General features: G+C 71.1%; 10 protein-coding genes and 1 pseudogene. 7 read left to right on the plus strand and 4 right to left on the minus strand.

Annotated elements, in window-relative coordinates:
* Positions 1-140: 140 nt before the first annotated feature.
* From ACFYWX_RS33625 to ACFYWX_RS33635, 3 genes are all read right to left on the minus strand, one after another.
* Positions 141-644 (minus strand): lamin tail domain-containing protein, encoded by a 504-nt coding sequence (locus ACFYWX_RS33625; RefSeq protein WP_389428615.1) that lies wholly within the window; start codon positions 642-644, stop codon positions 141-143.
* Between the two features lie 788 nt (positions 645-1,432).
* Positions 1,433-2,827 carry a Mucin-2 gene (locus ACFYWX_RS33630; RefSeq protein ID WP_389428616.1) on the minus strand — a complete coding sequence of 465 codons (1,395 nt, stop codon included), beginning with the start codon at positions 2,825-2,827 and terminating at the stop codon, positions 1,433-1,435.
* A gap of 424 nt (positions 2,828-3,251) precedes the next feature.
* On the minus strand, positions 3,252-5,093 hold the full coding sequence (locus tag ACFYWX_RS33635) for a SpoIIE family protein phosphatase (RefSeq protein ID WP_389428617.1): 1,842 nt from the start codon (positions 5,091-5,093) through the stop codon (positions 3,252-3,254).
* A 292-nt stretch (positions 5,094-5,385) separates the two neighbouring features.
* On the opposite strand from ACFYWX_RS33635, the gene ACFYWX_RS33640 reads away from it, so the two are divergent.
* Together ACFYWX_RS33640 and ACFYWX_RS33645 are read left to right on the plus strand one after the other, a co-directional pair.
* On the plus strand, positions 5,386-9,555 hold the full coding sequence (locus ACFYWX_RS33640) for a HAMP domain-containing protein (protein WP_389428710.1): 4,170 nt from the start codon (positions 5,386-5,388) through the stop codon (positions 9,553-9,555).
* On the plus strand, positions 9,552-10,139 hold the full coding sequence (locus ACFYWX_RS33645; RefSeq protein ID WP_389428618.1) for a two-component system response regulator: 588 nt from the start codon (positions 9,552-9,554) through the stop codon (positions 10,137-10,139). Before ACFYWX_RS33640 ends, ACFYWX_RS33645 begins: the two co-directional genes overlap by 4 nt.
* An 85-nt stretch (positions 10,140-10,224) precedes the next feature.
* Here the strand turns inward: ACFYWX_RS33645 and ACFYWX_RS33650 are convergent, their stop codons facing one another.
* On the minus strand, positions 10,225-11,691 hold the full coding sequence (locus ACFYWX_RS33650; protein ID WP_389428619.1) for an aldehyde dehydrogenase family protein: 1,467 nt from the start codon (positions 11,689-11,691) through the stop codon (positions 10,225-10,227).
* 174 nt (positions 11,692-11,865) lie between these two features.
* On the opposite strand from ACFYWX_RS33650, the gene ACFYWX_RS33655 reads away from it, so the two are divergent.
* From ACFYWX_RS33655 to ACFYWX_RS33675, 5 genes and pseudogenes are all read left to right on the plus strand, one after another.
* Positions 11,866-12,477, plus strand: a complete 612-nt coding sequence (locus ACFYWX_RS33655) for a PAS domain-containing protein (RefSeq protein ID WP_389428620.1) — start codon at positions 11,866-11,868, stop codon at positions 12,475-12,477.
* Positions 12,446-12,961: pseudogene (locus ACFYWX_RS33660) on the plus strand (ATP-binding protein); the annotation flags it as partial. The gene ACFYWX_RS33655 and the pseudogene ACFYWX_RS33660, both read left to right, overlap by 32 nt.
* 156 nt (positions 12,962-13,117) lie before the next feature.
* A complete protein-coding gene (locus ACFYWX_RS33665) occupies positions 13,118-14,104 on the plus strand; it encodes a hypothetical protein (RefSeq protein WP_389428621.1) in 987 nt (328 codons plus the stop codon).
* Positions 14,105-14,165: 61 nt separating this feature from the next.
* Positions 14,166-16,013, plus strand: a complete 1,848-nt coding sequence (locus tag ACFYWX_RS33670; RefSeq protein ID WP_389428622.1) for an HSP90 family protein — start codon at positions 14,166-14,168, stop codon at positions 16,011-16,013.
* Between the two features lie 2 nt (positions 16,014-16,015).
* Positions 16,016-18,949: a hypothetical protein gene (locus ACFYWX_RS33675; RefSeq protein WP_389428623.1), complete on the plus strand. Its 2,934-nt coding sequence runs from the start codon at positions 16,016-16,018 to the stop codon at positions 18,947-18,949.
* Positions 18,950-18,995 lie beyond the last annotated feature (46 nt).

The raw sequence follows: 18,995 nt of genomic DNA on the forward strand, positions 1-18,995 counted from the left end.
GGCCCGCCCCCCCCCCCCGCGGGCGGGCCCCGCCCCCCCCCGCCCCCCCCCCCCCCCCCCCCCCCCCCCCCCCCCCGCCACCGTCTCACGTGGGTGTGCTGGTGACGTTTTCAGTGGTCGCCGGCACATCGGTGTGGGGGTTAGTGATGGTGGTGGCCGCTGCGGTCGCCGTGGTGGTGGCGGTCGCTGTTCCAGGAGACCTCGTCGACGACGCGGTCTCGGTGGTTGCGCAGGGTCGCGGTGTCGGAGCGGTGGTCCCACACGTGGTGGCGGCGGTCCTGGTACAGGTCCGTGTCACGGTCGCGGCCTTTGCCGGTGTGGATACGGACGGTTGCGCGCCCGTCGAGACGGTAGTGGTCGAAGCTGTAGGTGTTGCCGTCCTCGTCCGACAGCGTCCACCCGTCCAGGTTCACGCTGTGGCGGGTGGTGTTGGTCAGCTCCACCCACTCCTTGTTCAGGGAGCGGTTGGAGCGGTTGTCACGGCCCGGGGAGTTGTACTGCACGGCACTGATTTCCACCTTCGGCCGGTCGGGGCGGGCGTGGTCGGCCGCCGACGCCGGCAGCGCCACTACCCCGATCACGGCGGCGGCCGCGAGCGCGGCGGCAGCCAGACGACGGGTGGGCACGGATGCGGAAACGGACACAGGGTCTCCCTGCAAGGTGCGGGCACACCCCGCCCGCGGTCAGGCCGCGTACGGGGATGGTGCGGGTACGGGTGGCGGCCGGTCGGCTGCACCCCCACACCGTGACCGCCAGGTGCGACACATGTGGGCGAGGCGTGAACGGTGTTACGGATCGCCCATATTTCCGTAACTCTCAGATGCAACACCCATCTATGCACCCTATCTGCCGGATTGACGTCCTGTCAGGCCTGCCGCCGTTGCGGGCACTGGCCCGCGCCCCGTGCACGCCACGGCACGCCACCCCAACACCACCCAGACCATCACCCGAAAGTGAGTAACAACGACAGCCATCCGGCCCCCGCCGGGGGGCCCGCATGCCGTGAAGAGGCGCAAGGGACCAGGTGCGGATCCTGGGGCGCTCTCTCACCCAGCAGCGGCTGAAGCAGCCCCAAGCAGCTCAACAGGTCATAGGAGCACTCCAAGCCGCTCTGCTGCATCCGGGTGGATGGTCGCCGAAGAGGCCATGGGCCGCATCGGCGCCCGGTCGGTGATGAGGCAGGGCCCGCACTGTCCCGATGGTCGGTGAGTCACGAGAGCGCCCGTAGCTCAGGGGCGGGAGCGCGCACTTCCTGTGCGCGTCGGCGACGGTGTTCCTGGCAGGACCAGATCGGCGCCGAGCGACCGGTTCGGCGGCAGCCGCGTCCCCGGCTCCAGTCGGCCGTTCCGTGCCGCCTCGCGCAACGCCCGCCGACTGCCCGCCCGGGTCAACTCCAGATGCACGTTGGCCGCGTCGCTCCAGGATCCCGTCGCTATGCGGGCACACCGGCCTCGTCCATGACCACGGCCATCTCACCAGGGGGAAGGGCCGGGTTGGCACCCGCGCTGGAGGCCAGCTCGGGCAGGGCGAGGGCCTTGAGGAGCCGGGGGAGCGGCAGGCGCGGGTCGCGGGCCGCCGCCTGGCGCGTCCAGACGTCCGGGTCGTGGCTGAGCCGCTCGATCAGATCGGGGCCGGCGGTGGGGTCGCGGACGGCCAGCTGTCGGTAGATCCCGTCCGGATGGTCCGCGTAGCGGGCGGCGAGCCCTTCGCGGGGGAAGCGGGGGTGGCTGGTCGCCATCCACGCGGAGAACGTCCCGCCGAGCCGTGCGTACACGCTCATCAGGACCTCCTCCGGGGTGTCGGGGTGGTACACGGCCAGGTGGGTGCGCACGAGAACGTCCGTGTCCTCGGCCAGAAGCCGCAAAAGATCGGGGGGCAGATGAGGACTGCGGGCCGCGGCGCGACGCAGCAGAGGATGGGCGGAGGTCGCGGCCCGGTGCAGCACGTCCTGATCGGCGATGCCGGCCGTCACCCAGTCCACATCACCCCGGGCGTGCCAGGCCGTTGTGCAGTCGATCGCGGCGCGTCGGGCTTCGGTCAGCTCGGGCCGGAGGGAGACGGCGAGCCGCACCTCGTCGTCGGGGTCGACCGCGAGACGGTCCACGAGGTCGGCCGGCAGGGACGGATTACCGGCGAGTTCGACCAGGTGGACGCCCTCGGCGAGGAACCGCTCGGCGTCCGCGCGGTAGAGAAGCCCCCGGCGTAGCGCCTCGGGCCGGGCGGCGAAGTCGCGGAGCAGCGCCGCCGTGAGCCGTGCGTCGTGAGGACACGCGCACAGCGCGGCCGACCGTTTCACCGCAGGGTCGGGGTCGTCGAGCAGCGTGGCACGTTCGTCCGCCGTCAGCTCGTCCCAGACGCGCAGGGCGGCACGTCGTGCGGCCGGATCGGGGTGCCGGACCAGGGCGGCGAGGAAGGACGGCGCCAAGTGGCGCGAGTGCAACAGCGCACTCCGTACGGACGGTTCGGGGTCTTCGAGGAGACGTCCGCACACGGCATCCGGCAGCGGACGGACCTTCGTCCGGTGATCGTGGGTCCACTCGGGCCCGCTTGCGACAGCGGCCCGCACCTCGGGCGAGGGATCGTCAGCGAGCCGGGCCCGCTGCTCGGCATCGGCCTGGCCGCTCATCGCGAACTGGACTCGCGCGTCCAGAATCGGGTGGGTGAGGACGGCTGCCACGGCCGGCTCGGGCAGTCCCGGCCTGTGGAGGGCTTGGAAGGGCGGGCCTTGGCCCCCGCCATCGAAGGCGAGCAGCCGCAGCAGCAGCGGTGTGGGAAGGGCCGGGTTGGCGGCGACTCCGTCCAGCGCGGAGGAGTAGAAGGCGACCATGTCTCAGCTCCCCCGACCCGTCGCTGTGCGCGCAGCCCCTTCGGACACCTACGCGGCATCGGCTTCTCGGGGCAACAAGCCGTCATCCTGCCACGGACCAGGCTGCCTCCGCACGTGATCACCGAGAGCCCGTACTGCGAGCCGGCCGTTGCCCGTTGGGCGGGCGCTCGCTGCAGCCGGGGACCTTGCGGTATCTCGTTCGATGATGATCCACTCAGGGTTCGGGCGGCTGCCGGGAAGGCCGAACACCGTCACGCTGGTCCGTGAAGTGAGCTGGGGGACAAGCTGGTTGGTACGCCAGGTGGCAGGCTCCGTCGGCAGCCACATGGGGTGCTGGGGGAGGAGCAGGGGCCGCCCCGCCTCGGGTGGTCGGCCAGGCCCCGCACCCCTGCTCAGGAGTCCGGGCCGTGTCACCGTGGCAGCGTCAACTGGTGCGGCCGCCCCGGAGAGCCGTCGCCACCGTTCCCGCACTCCGGAGCACCGGCACCGCCTCCAGTACCAGTACGGCCAGGTCGTCGTCGATCGGCTCGGTGCTGAAGTCGTGAACGGCTCGCCGGACGCATTCCGCCACGGCCTTCGCGCCGAGTCCCACGCATCTGCGCAGCACCTCCGCCAGGCCGTCGTCGTCATCCAACTGCCGTGTCCCTCTGCGACGTTCGGTCACACCGTCGGTCACACACAGCAGCGTCTCACCCGGCGCGAGGGTGAATGAGTTGGCGTGGAACTCCGCATGCTCCTCGACGCCGAGCAGCATCTGCGGGTCTGCGGCCGGCGTCACCGAGCCGTCCGTCGTCAGCCGCAACGGCGGCGGGTGCCCGGCGCAGGCTATGGTGCACCGTGCGCCGCCGGCGACCGAGTCGGGCTCCAACTCCCCGTACAACAGGCTCAGGAAGCGGGAGCCCTCCCGCTCGCCGCGGAGCGTCATGGCCTCAGCGGCCTCCTCCGCCATCGCGAGGTTCAGCCGGTTGAGCAGGGACTCGATGCCGTGGCCCTCACGTGCCAACAGCCGCACGAGGTGCCGGACCAGGCCGGTGACGGACATCGCCTCCACGTCGTGGCCGCTCACGTCGCCGAGCAGGAAGCACCACCGGTGGTCTTCTATCGGGAACAGGTCGTAGAAGTCCCCGCCGACGGTCTGGCCCTCACCCCAGGGCTCGTAGACGATCGCCGTGTCGACGCCCGGAATGGCGGCGAGGGACGTGGGGAGCTGCCTGCGCTGGAGCGTCCGGCTGATGCTCGCCTGCCGTGTGTAGTGGCGGGCGGTGACCACCGCCTGGGCCATGCGCCGGGCCACGTCCCCCGCGAGCCGCACCACGGCGTCGTTCAGCTGGGGCAGCCCCGCCTGGCCGATCAGGAGTGTGCCGTGGTACCGGCCGCCCGCGACCAGGGGGAACGCCAGCGCCGAGCCGCCGGTGTTCCCGGCGCCTTGGGACGCGGGCCAGGGCCATGGGACACCGGTCGTGCTCAGCCCGGCGGACGGACGCTCTTTCTCCAAGGTCAGGCGCAGTGCGCGGATCCTCTGCTCGTCCACGTGCCAGACATGGGAGAGCCGCATCTCGGCATTGTCCGTGGTCAGCCATACGCCGCACCAGTCGGCGAGTCTGGGGACCAGGAGCTGTCCGGCGAGCGCCGCGACCATGTCCTCGTCCAGCTGTCCGGCGAGGAGCTCTCCGGCCTCGGCGAGGAACGACTGTCCTGCGCGATCCGCCCACTCGGCGCTGCGGCCCGTGCGGTCGCGCGGCAGGACGGACTCGGGGACGGACGGCCCGAGGTGGACGGCCTCGGTGAGGGGGCCTGCGACGCCCTGCTCCGGGGTGGCGAGCGGGGTCACCGTCACGCACTTCAGACGGAACCACGTGACCTTCCCGGTGCGCCGGTGGGTCACACCCCAGGAGTCGGCCAGTGCGCGCATCAGCTGTCGCCCATGGCCGCGCACGTGGCTCGGTACGCCCTGTCCGCCATCGAGGCAGCCGGAGGAGCCGCGCTCCAGCACCTCGACCACGACATTCACACCCCCGTTCTCCGCCTCCGCGGAATCGGCCGGGGAGCCAGGGCCTGCCTCGATGCGGCAGGCCACCTCGACCTCGAACCCGGCGTGCGTGACAGCGCTGGTGACCAGCTCGCTGACGAGGAGCACGGCGTCATCGACGGACCGGTCACTGATCGTAGGCGCCCCGGGGAAGTGCGGTGCGGTCCGCTCGGCGAGCACGGCACGCAGGAACTTGCGCGCCGCCGAGGCCGCGACTTCGTTGGCCGGTACGCGCATCCGAGCCGCCGCTGTGCGCGGATCAACGGACGGCCTCACTGGCGACCCCCTGCCAAGCTCCTACTGCCGACGAATACGGGACGAATGTAGCCTAAATGGGAAGTATTCGTACGTTTATTGCGAGAAACGTGTTGCCATGGAACCTCCCACCCCGTCTGAACTCGCGTCTCCTGAGCCCGAACCCCGGGAGCGGGAGCCCGCTGAGACCAGACCTGAGACCGCAGACCGGCCCGCCCCCGCCCGGGATGGCGAGTGGGTGCGCGTGGCCGATCTGCGTCCGCTGCTCGCAGCCATGAACTCCCTCTGTGATGGCGACTTCACCGTGCGCATGGAAAATCTGCCCGAAGGGGTCCTCGCCGAGATTGCGGGGGTGTTCAACCAGGTCCTCACGCGGAACGCGCACCTGGCTTCGGAGCTCGAGAGGGTGCGCCGGGACGTGGTCCGAAAGGGGCGGCTGGACGAGCGGCTCACGGCGAGTCCCGGGCCGGGAGGGTGGACGACGAGCGTGGACGCGGCCAACACGCTGCTGGAAGCGCTGGCCGTCCCGATCGTGAATGTCACGCGCGTACTGGATGCCGTCGCGGACGGTGATCTGACGCAGCGCGCCGAGTTGCACGACGGCAGACGCCCGCTCCGCGGCGACCTCCGGCGCTTGGGGAGCGGGGTGAATCGCATGGTGGAGCAGCTGTCACTGTTCACCGGCGAGCTGACCCGCGTCGCCCGGGAGGTCGGCACCGAGGGCCGTCTCGGTGGGCGTGCCACGGTGCAGGGGCTGGCCGGCGACTGGCGCTACGTGACCGAGGCCGTCAACACGATGGCCTCGCGGCTGACCGCACAGGTGCGCGACATCGCGGTGGTGACCACGGCGGTCGCACGCGGCGATCTGACCCGGCAGGTCACGGTGGAGGCGACCGGAGAGCTGCTGGAGCTGAAGCTCACCGTGAACACGATGGTCGACCAGCTGCGCGCGTTCGCCGACGAGGTCACCCGGGTCGCGCGCGAGGTCGGCACCGAGGGGCAGCTGGGCGGCCGGGCACAGGTACCGGGCGTCTCCGGGGTGTGGAAGGACCTCACCGACAACGTCAACTTCATGGCGTCGAACCTGACCTCGCAGGTCCGCAACATCGCCCAGGTGACCACGGCCGTAGCCACCGGCGACCTGAGCCAGAAGATCACGGTGGACGCCCGGGGCGAGATCCTGCAGCTCAAGAGCACCGTGAACACGATGGTCGACCAGCTGTCGGCGTTCGCGGGCGAGGTGACCCGCGTCGCCCGTGAAGTCGGTACCGAGGGGCGGCTCGGTGGCCGGGCGCAGGTCCGCGGCGTCTCCGGGGTGTGGAAGGACCTCACGGAGAACGTCAACTTCATGGCGGACAACCTCACCTCCCAGGTCCGCAACATCGCCCAGGTGGCCACGGCCGTCGCCCAGGGCGACCTCGGCAAGACGATCACGGTGGAGGCGAAGGGCGAGATCCTGGAGCTGAAGTCGACGATCAACACGATGGTCTACCAGCTGTCGGCGTTCGCCGACGAGGTCACCCGGGTCGCGCGCGAGGTCGGCACCGAGGGCAACCTGGGCGGACAGGCGCAGGTCCGCGGGGTCTCGGGCGTGTGGAAGGAGCTGACGGACAACGTCAACTTCATGGCGTCGAACCTGACCTCGCAGGTGCGCAACATCGCCCAGGTGACCACGTCGGTCGCCAACGGCGACCTGTCGAAGAAGATCACGGTCGACGCGCGGGGCGAGATCCTTCAGCTGAAGGAGACCGTGAACACGATGGTCCAGCAGCTGCGCGCGTTCGCCGACGAGGTCACCCGGGTCGCGCGCGAGGTCGGCACCGAGGGGCAGCTGGGCGGCCGGGCACAGGTACCGGGCGTCTCCGGGGTGTGGAAGGACCTCACCGACAATGTCAACTTCATGGCGGACAACCTCACCTCCCAGGTCCGCAACATCGCCCAGGTGGCCACGGCAGTCGCCCAGGGGGACCTGTCGAAGAAGATCGACGTGGACGCGCGCGGCGAGATCCTGGAGCTGAAGACCACCATCAACACGATGGTCGACACGCTCTCCTCGTTCTCGTCCGAGGTCACCCGTGTCGCCCGGGAGGTCGGCAGTGAGGGGCAGCTGGGCGGTCAGGCCCGTGTCGAGGGCGTCTACGGAACATGGAAGCGGCTGACCACCAACGTCAACGAGCTGGCCCTGAACCTCACCACCCAGGTCCGGGCGATCGCGGAGGTGGCCGGTGCGGTCACCCAGGGCGACATGTCCCGCGCCATCACGGTCGAGGCACAGGGCGAGGTCGCCGAACTGCAGAACAACATCAACCTCATGGTCTCCAACCTCCGCGAGACCACCCGTGCCAAGGACTGGCTGGAGTCCAACCTCACCCGCATGGCCGCGCTCATGCAGGGCCACCGCGACCTGGTGGAGGTCGCCGACCTGATCCTGCGCGAGCTGACCCCGTTGGTGAACGCACAGTTCGGTGCGTTCTTCCTGGCCGAGACGGGGGCGCCTCCCGGCGAGGGCCTCCAGTTCATCGCCGGGTACGGCACCGACCAGGCCGGCGGTGGCGGCCCGCTCCCCGGCACCGGTACCCCGGGCCGCGGACTGATCGCACAGACAGCGCAGGAGAAGAAGCGCATCCTCATCATGGACGCCCCACCCGACTACATCACCATCAACTCGGGACTCGGCACGGCCCGCCCGGCCAGCATCGTCATCCTGCCCATCCTCTTCGAGGACCAGGTGCTCGGAGTGATCGAGCTGGCCTCGCTCAGCAGATTCAGCGATGTGCACCTGGCCTTCATCGACCAGTTCGCCAACACGATCGGCGTCTCGATCAACACGATCATCGCCAACTCGCGTACGGAGTCCCTGCTGTCGGAGTCCCAGCGGCTCACCTCCGAGTTGCGCGAGCGGTCGGACGAACTCCAGCGCTCCAACGCCGAGCTGGAGGAGAAGGCAGCCCTGCTCGCGACCGCCTCGCAGTACAAGTCGGAGTTCCTCGCGAACATGTCGCACGAGCTGCGCACGCCGCTCAACTCGCTGCTGATCCTGGCCCGGCTGCTCGCCGACAACCCCGACGGACACCTGGCCGAACAGGAGGTGCAGTTCGCGACCACCATCCACCGCTCGGGTTCGGACCTGCTCCAGCTGATCAGCGACATCCTCGACCTGTCGAAGATCGAGGCCGGGCGGATGGACGTGCGTCCGAGGACGCTCCCGCTGATCAAGCTGCTCGACTACGTCCACGCGACCTTCCGGCCGCTCACCATCGATCGCGGTCTGGGCTTCGAGATCGCGGTCGACAAGGACGTACCGGCCGAGCTGTACTCCGACGAGCAGCGCCTCCAACAGGTGCTGCGCAACCTGCTGTCCAACGCGTTGAAGTTCACCCACGACGGCAGCGTGGAGCTGCGCGTCAACCGGGTGCCGGGGAAGCAGTTCGCCGAGGAGACGCTCAAGAACGCGGAAGCCGTCATCGCGTTCTCCGTGAAGGACACCGGGATCGGTATCGCCCCCGAGAAGCTTCCGATGGTCTTCGAAGCGTTCCAGCAGTCCGAGGGCAACATTAACCGCAAGTACGGCGGCACCGGCCTCGGCCTGTCCATCAGCCGGGAGATCGCCGGGATGCTCGGCGGCAAGATCGTCGCCGAGAGCGAGCCGGGTGTGGGCTCGCGGTTCACCCTCTACATTCCCTCGCACCTCCCTGGCGCCACTGCCGCGCAGGGCACGGCGGACCTGCGCACCGTCGGCGTCGCGCCCGCACTGCCCCTGCCGACCCGGGCACCGGCGTCCGTCGAGGAGGATGCGTCACGCGAGCATGTGCTCGACAGTGCGAGGACCCACAGCGTCGGCGTCCTGGCCCCGGACCGCCACGCGGACGACCTGACCGGCAAGGGAACCACGGGGACCGCCGAGGGCCGCGAGGGCACCTGGCCGGAGACGACGCGGCTCAAGGAATGGCTCAGCGGGCGCCCCGGCCGCGTCCTGGCAGGCCGTCGCATCCTCATCGTCGACGACGACATCCGCAATGTCTTCGCCCTCACGCACGCACTGGGCCGTGTCGGCATCACCGTGCGGTACGCGGAGAACGGCCGGGAGGGCCTCGAGGTCCTGGAGCGGTCCCCTGAGGTGTCCCTGGTCCTGATGGACATCATGATGCCCGAGATGGACGGATACGAGACTATCCGCACCATCCGGGACACCCCTCGTCTCGCTCACCTGCCGATCATCGCGCTCACCGCCAAGGCGATGCCCGCAGACCGCGACAAGGCGATCGACAGCGGCGCCAACGGCTACGTACCCAAGCCGGTGAACGTGGACCGCCTGCTGTCGGTCATCTGCGATCTGCTCGACCCGCAGAGCGACTCCCCGGCACCGGCGCAGGACCGCGGCGTCGCCGAAGAACCGCCGGCCGCGGACGACAGTGCCGACGATCCGACCGGGGAGGCGCCATGAGCCCCAACCTGGCCGACGCGGGCGGCATCCTCATCGTCGATGACATGGAGGAGAACCTCATCGCGTTCGAGGCCGTACTCAGCCCGCTGCACCAACACCTGGTCCGCGCGCGCTCGGGGGAGCAGGCGCTGAAGGCGATGCTGCGCCAGGATTTCGCGGTCGTCCTCCTGGACGTCCGGATGCCCGGCATGGACGGCTTCGAGACCGCTGCCAACATCAAGCGCCTCGACCAGACCAAGCACGTGCCCATCATTTTGGTGACCGGGACCGAGAGCGGTGCGGACTACGCCTACCGGGGATACGCGATCGGAGCCGCCGACTTCATCGCCAAGCCCATCGACCCGTGGGTGCTGCGCACCAAGGTCAACGTGTTTCTCGATCTGCACCGCAAGAACCGCCAGTTGGCGAGACGCGCGGCGGCGGGAGACGCGGACCGACTCACGGACATCACCGAGCGGCTCGCCCAGATCGAGCTGCTGCTGCGCAACAGGCCGGAAACCGACACGGCCGGGCTCGCCGATCGCATCGCGGAGGTGGAGCGCGCCGTCGAGACCCTCCTGCCGGGCGGCACCGGGACCGAGTAGAAGAACTCAGCCGGTCGAGTGTCCGCCCGGCGACAGTACGAGGTCGTCACGCCCGCCGTGGCTCTCGAACGCGACACCTGCCACGTCACACGCCTGTCGGTGTCGTCATCCAACGCCATTGGGTGAACTGCTCCAGGCTCGCCGTGCCGCCGATGCGGGAGCCGTTGCCGGAGACTCCCATGCCCCCGAAGGGGGCGTTCGGGGCGTCCTTGGCGCAGACGTCGTTGATGTGGACCATGCCGGTGCGCAGCCGCCCGGTGACTGCGGCCGCCCTCGGTACGGAGCTGGAGTGCACGGCGGCAGTGAGGCCGTACGCGGTGTCGTTGGCGATCTCGACGGCCTGTGTCTCGCTGTGAAAGGGGATGACCGGGGCGACGGGGCCAAAAATCTCCTCGGTGAACACTGGCATGGTTCGTTCGACGTGGTCCATGACAGTGGGCGGGTAGAAGAGCCCCTGGCGTCGTCCGCCGGTGAGCAGCCGTGCCCCGTCGGCGACGCTCTCGTCGACGATGCGCTCGATCCTGGCTGCCTGCCGCTCGCTGATGACCGGGCCGATGGTGACGCCCTCTGTGCGGGGGTCACCGATGCGCATGGCCTTCGCGCGCCTGACCAGTGCCTCGGTGTACGGCTCCACCAGATCCGCGTGCACCAGGTGGCGGCCGGCCGCGACGCAGGCCTGTCCCTGGTAACCGAAGGCGCTCACCGCTCCGGCCAGGGCGGCAGCCTCGACGTCCGCGTCGTCGAGCACGATGATCGAGTTCTTGCCGCCGAGCTCCAGGCAGACCTTCTTCAGCCCCTCGCCCCCCAGGCGGGCCACCGCACGTCCGGCCTCGGTGGAGCCGGTGAACGCGATCATCGCGACATGGGGATCGGCTACGACCGCCTGTCCTGTCTCCGCGTCTCCGGGCAGGACGTGCAGCAGCCCCTCGGGCAGCCCGGCTTCCTCGAGGAGCCGTGCGACGAGGACGCCCCCGGAGACCGGGGTGAGCAAGTCGGGCTTCAGCAGTACCGCGTTGCCCAGGGCGAGCGCGGGCGCCAGCGCACGCATCGCGAACAGCAGGGGAGCGTTCCACGGGTTGATGACGCCGACGACACCGAGCGGCACTCGCCAGGCCAGACCCCCTCCGTCTCCGCCGGAGGCCTGCGGTGCCAGGACCTCACCCTGGGGGAGGGACGCGAGCCCGACCGCGTGCGCCAGCTGGCCGAGCGCCGCGGCGATCTCGTAGTCCCCCTTGGCGGGGACGCCGGCCGACTCGCGGACGATCCAGTCGCGGACCGTATCGCCGTGCGCACGCAAGGCTGACGAGGCGCGCAGCAGCACCTCGACGCGTTCGGAAGGCGCTGTTGCCGCCCAGTCGCCGACAGCCAGGGCAGCCCGTACACCGGCCCGTGAGACATCCGTGGGGGCGGCTACGCCCACTTCGGCCAGCGGGCGACCCGTTGCCGGTTCGATCACCTTGCGCGTGCCGCCGTCGGACTCGCGCCAGCCCGCGCTGTAGAGCTTCCCGGTCCACTCGGCCTGGTCCGGCCACGTCTTGCCGATGCCAGCCATCGGTCCGCCCTCTCTCCGTGGTCGATTTCTACCTATAAAAGCCATGAGATCCGGTTCAATAAGATTCATCACTCTTGTGGTCTAGTGTCGTATTGAATGGACGTGCGTTGCACCTCGGTTCCAGGCCGCCCCCGGACACAGGATCCAAGGGTGGGAGTGAGGCGAAACGACTTCATGACCGGATCTGTGTCCGCCCCGGGCGACGGCCGGCGGGCTTGGCCCTTCGAGTTCGTCGACGAGGGGGCCACGGCCAGAGTCGACGTGGACGGTCACGGCGTCGTGACCGCGTGGAGCGAAGGGGCGCGGCGGCTTCTCGGCTATCGCGCCGCCGAGGTCGTCGGCCGCGACGCGGCCGCGCTGCTCCCGGACGGGGCCCCACCGGAGCTGCCGCGCTCCTTGCCGGGTGTCCGCCGATGGAGCGGGACAGTGACCTTGCTGCACCGTGACGGCCACCGCCTCACGGTCGACCTGCTGGCTCACCGTCTGAGAAACGACGGCGACGGATGGTTGCTGGTGTCGCCGGTGACCCGTCCGGCGCCGACACCCGAGGGCGACGCGTTCGTGCTACGGGGTTTCGCGCAGTCCCCCTGCACGATGGCTCTCTACGACACCGGACTGCGGCTGCGCTGGGCGAACGCGGACATGGAAGGTGTGATGGGCCTGTCCCAGGAGGCCATGCGCGGGCTGCGGGTGACGGAGCTCGTCCTCGATCCGGAGAGCGAACGGACCGAGGAGGGCATGCGGGCCGTGCTGGAGACCGGCCCGCGACCTGGAGGACACCTGTGACGCCCTGCTGCGGACCCTGCTCACGGACCACCCCCGTGACGACGTGGCCCTGCTCGTGGGCCGTACCCGCGCTCTGGACGACACCCACGTGGCGACCTGGCAGGTGCGGCCCGATCCCGCCACAGTCGCCGAGTCCCGCAGGAACGCTTGCCGAAAGCTCTCCGAATGGGGCCTGGAGAACGCCGAGTTCATCACCGAGCTGGTCGTCTGCGAACTGGTCACCAACGCCATCCGATACGCCCGGCCTCCCATCGAGCTCCGGCTGATCCACGACCACAGCACCCTCATCCGCGAAGTCTCCGACGGCAGTACCACCGCCCCCCACCTGCGTCGCGCCCACACCTTCGACGAAGGCGGCCGCGGGCTGCTCCTGGTCGCCCAGCTCACTCAGGGGTGGGGCACCCGCCAGACCACCACCGGCAAGACCATCTGGGCCGAGCAGTCACTGCCCGCGACTGAGACGGACGGTCAGTGGGCTGCCTGAGGGCCACCCACAGCCCGGAGGCCGCTGTCGATCAGCCAGCCGGCGAGAGGGCGGGACCGGGCCCGTGAAGCACCGGTGAAAACTCTGTGGAAGTGGTGTCGGTGGGGCCGTTTATGCTGCCCCAGACGATCACGCGGGACCAGGGGAGGGCGCGGCATGTTCGGCAGGCTGTTCGGCAGGGGTGAGGAGAGACCGGCGGCGGATCCGTACGCCCTTCCCGTCCCGCGCAGGCAGAAGAACGGGATGTACACCCTGCGCGCGCTCGGGGACGCGCGCGTGCTCGCGCTGGTGGAGGCGGCCGACACGGGTGACTGGGAGGCGGTGAAGACGGCGCTGGCCCCCTTCGATCTCGGCCGCGACCACCAGGTCCTCGATGAGCTCGCCGACCTGGACGGGGTGCAGGACTGGATCGGCCGGGCCGTCGAGGAGGACAAGGAGCACCGCGCGACGGCCCTGCTGATATCCGGGACGCGCCACATCAGCTGGGGATGGGAGGCCCGCACCGCCGAGCGTGCCGTGAACGTCTCGCAGGAGCAGTGGCGGATCTTCCACGAGCGGCTGGAGACCGCCGAGGAGCAACTGCTCCAGGCCGCCGAGTTGCGACCGGAATGGGTCACGCCGTGGCGCCGCCTGCTCACCTCCGGCCGCGGCATGTCGCTGGATCCCGCCGTCAACGAGACCCGGTTCGAGGCCGCCCTGCGCCGCGACCCACTGGACCTGGAGACCCACATCGAGCGGGTGTCACAGTTGCAGCCCCGCTGGGGCGGCAAGCCGGGGCAGGCCCTGACATTCGCCCAAAACGCGTCCTCCGGCGCCCCACAGGGGCACCGCCTCGGCTGCGTGATCGCCATGGCGTACATCGAGGAGTGGGTCGAGTCGGAGCGCGGGGACTACCTCGAAACCTCCGAGATCCAGGCGCAGTTGCGGGAAGCGGCCGACCACAGCATCCTCCACCCCGCCTACGCGTGGCGCCCGGGCTGGCAGCACGACTTCAACATGTTCGCCATGGCCCTGTCGCTGGCCGGTGAGCGCCACACGGTCCGGCGCGTCTTCCAGACGCTCGACGGCGCCTACACCAAGTGGCCCTGGACCTACTTCGCGGAGCCTGAGAAGGCGTTCGCCCGCCACCAACGTCGCGCCTGAACACCGCCGGCCCGGTGCCGCCTGCCCGCCACCCGTCGCCTCTCCCACTCCGGACTGCCCGATGACTCTGCCCGAAACCGCCGCGAACCCGGCCGGCGCCGACCGCACCTTCCAGGTGGATCTGCGCGGCCTCGTCGACCTCCTCTCCCACCACCTCTACTCCAGCCCCCGCGTCTACCTGCGCGAACTGATACAGAACTCGGTGGACGCGCTGACCGCCCGGCGGGCCCTCGAACCGGCCGCTCCCGCCGACGCCTTCGGTGTCCGCCTCTACGCCGACGGTTCGGTGGTACGCGTCGAGGACGACGGCGTGGGTCTCACCGAGGCCGACGTGCACACCTTCCTCGCCACCATCGGCCGCAGCAGCAAGCGCGCCGAGGGTATCGCCGAGCAACGCGCCGACTTCATCGGCCAGTTCGGCATCGGCCTGCTCTCCTGCTTCCTGGTCGCGGACGAGATCCACGTCCTGAGCCGCTCCGCCCGCACCCCCGACGCCCCCGCCGTGGAGTGGCGGGGACGCGGCGACGGCAGCTACACCGTCCGCACCCTGCCCGCCTCCGCCCGCCCCCGGCCCGGCACCACCGTCACCCTGACGCCCCGCGCCGACGCGGGCGAGTGGACCCGCCCGGCGCAGGTGCACGCGCTGGCCCGGCACTTCGGCTCCCTGCTGCGCCACCCGGTGACCTTCGACGACGGCACGGGCGGCCCGGGTGCGTCCGTCAACCCCGAGCCCGCACCCTGGGCACGTACGTACCCCACGCCGGGATCCCGTTCCCGTGCCCTGGCCGCGTACGGCGAGGAGGTCTTCGGGTTCACGCCGCTGGACACCATCGAACTGGACCTGCCGGCCGTAGGCCTGAAGGGCATCGCCTGCGTGCTGCCCGAGACGGTGCCGGCCGGGCGCCGCCACGGCCACCGCGTGCACGTCAAGGGCATGCTGCTGTCCGAGCAGGCCGAGGAGATCCTGCCCGAGTGGGCCTTCTTCGTCCGCTGCGTCGTCGACGCCGAGAGCCTGCGCCCGACGGCGTCCCGCGAGTCCCTGTACGAGGACGACACCCTCGCCGCCGTCCGCGACGCCCTCGCCGAGCGGCTGCGCGCGTGGATCGCCCGGGCCGCCGCCAGCGACCCGGATCTGCTCGCCCGCTTCCTCCAGGCCCACCACCTGGCCGTCAAGTCGCTCGCGGTGCACGACGACGAGATCCTGCGGATGCTGCTGCCCTGGCTGCCGTTCGAGACCACCGACGGGCACACCACCCTCGACGAGTTCGCACGCACCCACCGCACCGTGCTCGTGACATCGAGCGTGGAGGAGTTCCGGCAGGTCGCGGCGATCGCCTCCGCCGCCGGGCTCGGCGTCGTCAACGGCGGCTACACCTACGACCGTGAACTGGTCCACCGACTGCCCGAGATCAGGCCCGAGGCCGCCGTCGCCGACCTCGACCCGGCGACCCTCACCGCCCACCTCGACCCCGTGGACCGGGAGACGGAACTCGCCGCAGCCGCCTACCTCGCCCAGGCCCGCGACGCCCTCGCCGTCTTCGACTGCGACGTCGCGCTGCGCACCTTCCAACCCGCCTCCGCCCCCGCCCTCCTCGTCGACAGCCGCGAGGCCCGGCACGAACGCACCCGCTCCCAGCTCGCCCGTGAGCAGGAGGGCGGCCTGTGGGGCGACATCCTCGGCGCCCTGCGGCAGGAGGCGCCGCGGGCCCAGCTGATCCTCAACCAGCTCAACCCGCTGGTCCGCACCGCCGTCACCATCGACGAGCCCGAGCTGGCCCGCACCAGCGCCGAAGCCCTCTACGGGCAGGCCGCGATGCTGTCCCGGCGCCCGCTGAGGCCATCCGAATCGAGCCTCATCAACCGCTCCTTCCTCGACCTTCTCGCCCACGCCCTCCGCAAGGACAGCTGACGATGCCGACCGCACCCCAGACCACCGACGAGCTGTATCAGGCGCTCAAGGAGAACGACCGGCGCCCCTACGGGCGTACCCGCACCGTCACCGCCGAGGAACTCGTCGACGACGCCGAGCAGTTCGATGAGCCCGTCTGCCTCGTCCATGCGCTCCTCGAACTCCAGGAGGCGTACACCTACGGCTCCGAACCCCGGAAGTCGCCCGTCGTCTTCGCCCGCCTGCTCACCCTCTTCGACGAGCAGCCCGACGTCTTCGACGAGCGCCTGCGCCACATGCTGTTCTGGCGGTTCAAGTGGGTGGCCAACGCCCTGCGCGCACTGCCCGAGATACCTCTGGCCAGCCTGCGCCAGTGGCTCACAGAGATGCGCGACCGGTACGAGAAGGCCGACCTCGGCCTCCAGCCCTACTACGGACAGGCATACCAGCTCGCCTCCCACGTCGGCGAGGACACCACCCTCGCCTACGAGCTGTGGGCGGGCCGCACCCGCACCAGGCTCAGCGACTGCGAGGCCTGCGAAATCTGCGATCGCGCCCTGTACCACCTCACGGCGGGCGACGACGAGCGGGCGCTGCGCGCCTGGGAGCCCGTCCTGGCCGGGAAGGAATCCTGTCAGGAGGAGCCGGCCCGCTCCGCCTCGTACGCACTGTTGCCCCTCCTGCGCACCGGCCGCACCGACCGGGCCCGCGAACTGCACCTCGCCGGCTACCGCGGCTGCCGACGCAACCCCTCGATGTCCCAGGAGGTCGGCCGACACCTGGAGTTCTGCGCGCTCACCGGCAACGAGGCACGCGGCCTGGAACTGCTCGCCGAGAACCGGAGCCTGTTCGACGAGGTGGACTCGCCGCTGGACCAGCTCAGCTTCCTCACCGGCGTGGAGGTCCTCCTCCAGCGGGTCGAACTCCTCGGCCACGGCGAACTGCCCGCCGCCGGATACGCGGGCCGCACCTGGACGGTGGCCGGCCTGCGCGCCGAGGTGCGGGGCCGCGCCGACGACCTCGCCGCCCGCTTCGACGCCCGCAACGGAACCACGGCCCACACCGACCGCCGCAAGGCCCGCCTCGACCACGCCCCGCTCCTGGAGTCGCTGGAACTGACCCTGCGCCCCCGCAGCCTCGACGACGTGGCCCCGGCCGCCCCGGTTGCCGCGCCCGCCGCCCGTACGACCGCCACTGTCCCGGATTCGCTGCCCGAACTCATCCTCCAGGCACGGACGTTGGACGATCAGGGGCACCCGGACGCACCGGCCTGCTGGGCGCGGCTGCGCACGCTCGTCGCCGCCCGCGACTACACCCACCCCGACGACCCGGCCGTGGGCCCGCTCGTGCAACTGCGCGCGGACCTGCTGGCCCACGAGGCGAGCCGGGTGGGCGAGCGGGACGAATTCGCCGACGCCGCCGACCTCCACGAGGAGGCCGCGGCCCTGTACGACGACGCCGGAGTGCCGGGTCACGCGGCGCTCGCCCGCGCCTGCGCCCTGCTCGCCACCGCCGAGATCCCCGCGGAGGGCGCCGACAAAGCCGAGACGACGGCCGCCGCGCTGACCGCCGCCCACGCGTCCATGGTCCGCCTGCACGAGGAGACGCCCGGCCTCACCCCGCACCAGGAGGCCCGCCTGCTGCGGCTGCGGGCGACCGCGTTCGGCCTGCGCCTGCAGACGTCGGGGAGCGAGGAGCACGTCGCACCGGTCCTCGCCGCGGTGGACCTGTTGCACGCGTTCGCCACCCGGCACGACCTCGTCGGGCAGATCTCCGGCGCCCTGCTGCTGCGGTCAGGCGCGTACGCCATCTCCGGCGACCTGCCCGCCGCGGTCACCGAGGTCGACGCCCTCCTCGACCGGCTGAAGGCGCACGGCCCCGCCTGGCACCTGCCCCGCACGCTAGGACTGCGCGGTCGGCTCCAACTCGGCCTCCAGGACGCGCAGGGCGCGCACGCCGACCTGACCGAAGGCCTGCGACTGGCCGCAGACTGGCCGGCCGACGCGGTCGACACCGCCCGTCTTCACGGTGATCTGGCCCAGGCCTGCATGCACCTGGGCCGCCCCGACGAGGCCCTGCGGCACCTGACGCGCTCCGCGGAGCTGGAGCTTCGCCGCGGCAGCCGGACGGACGCGTTCTGCGCGTACAGCAACGCGGCACAGCTCAGCCTCGACCTGGACCGCGTCGAGGACTGCATCGCTCTGCTCGACTCCCTGCTGGCGGAACCGGACGTCGCCGCCGGAGAGGTGGACGACCGGCTCGTCGCTCAGCTGCGCATGACCCGCGCCCGCGCGCTGCACGCGGGGGAGGACCTCAAGGCCGCCACGGCGGAGTTCGTCGCCCTTGCGGCCGAGTCGGCCGGCTGGGACGACGACCCGGGAAGCCACGCCATGATCGCTGCGGAGACGGCCGTACTCCTCGGCGAGTCCGGCGAGTTCGGCCGGGCCCGCGAGGCCGCGGACCAGGCACTCGTTGCCCACGCCCGGGCCCCGCGCTACGAGCAGCTCAGCAACTGCCTGCGCGAACTCGGCCGTCTCCAGGCTCAGCAGCAGGGCCCCGACGGCCTGGCCGACGCCCTCGCCTTCCTCGCCGACGCCGGCCGGATCGCCGACGAGGCCCGCGCCGCCGAATACGAGGCCCACGGCCGCTCCCTGGATTCCGCCCTGGCCTACGAACACGGACGGGTCAACGCCTACGCCGGCGAGTACGAGGACTCCCTGGCCGCCCTGGAGAAGGCCCTCGCTCTGCTCGGCGAGCCGGGGAGGGACGACGACAGCGCCGGCGAGTGGGCCGAGTGCGTCCGCCTCGCGGGTGCCGTGGAGGGCCTCTACCTGGAACGCCCCGCCCCCGCCCTCGCCCGCCTCGACGCGGCGGTCTCCCGCCTGACCGCCTTGGGCCACACCGAGGAGACCGAGCCGCTGATCTCCCTGGCGGCCCGGCTGCGCGACGAGGAGTGACGCGGCGGTGCCGGGGCGACAGCCCGCTCCGGCACCGGGGCCCACC

Source organism: Streptomyces sp. NPDC002888, from assembly GCF_042888465.1.
GTDB lineage: Bacteria > Actinomycetota > Actinomycetes > Streptomycetales > Streptomycetaceae > Streptomyces.

Excerpts from the sequence above, each read along its gene's own strand:
- ACFYWX_RS33630 (WP_389428616.1), bottom strand. The coding sequence starts at position 2,827 with ATGGTCGCCTTCTACTCCTCCGCGCTGGACGGAGTCGCCGCCAACCCG.
- ACFYWX_RS33635 (WP_389428617.1), bottom strand. The coding sequence starts at position 5,093 with ATGCGCGTACCGGCCAACGAAGTCGCGGCCTCGGCGGCGCGCAAGTTC.
- ACFYWX_RS33640 (WP_389428710.1), top strand. The coding sequence starts at position 5,386 with ATGAACTCCCTCTGTGATGGCGACTTCACCGTGCGCATGGAAAATCTG.
- ACFYWX_RS33645 (WP_389428618.1), top strand. The coding sequence starts at position 9,552 with ATGAGCCCCAACCTGGCCGACGCGGGCGGCATCCTCATCGTCGATGAC.
- ACFYWX_RS33650 (WP_389428619.1), bottom strand. The coding sequence starts at position 11,691 with ATGGCTGGCATCGGCAAGACGTGGCCGGACCAGGCCGAGTGGACCGGG.
- ACFYWX_RS33655 (WP_389428620.1), top strand. The coding sequence starts at position 11,866 with ATGACCGGATCTGTGTCCGCCCCGGGCGACGGCCGGCGGGCTTGGCCC.
- ACFYWX_RS33665 (WP_389428621.1), top strand. The coding sequence starts at position 13,118 with ATGTTCGGCAGGCTGTTCGGCAGGGGTGAGGAGAGACCGGCGGCGGAT.
- ACFYWX_RS33670 (WP_389428622.1), top strand. The coding sequence starts at position 14,166 with ATGACTCTGCCCGAAACCGCCGCGAACCCGGCCGGCGCCGACCGCACC.
- ACFYWX_RS33675 (WP_389428623.1), top strand. The coding sequence starts at position 16,016 with ATGCCGACCGCACCCCAGACCACCGACGAGCTGTATCAGGCGCTCAAG.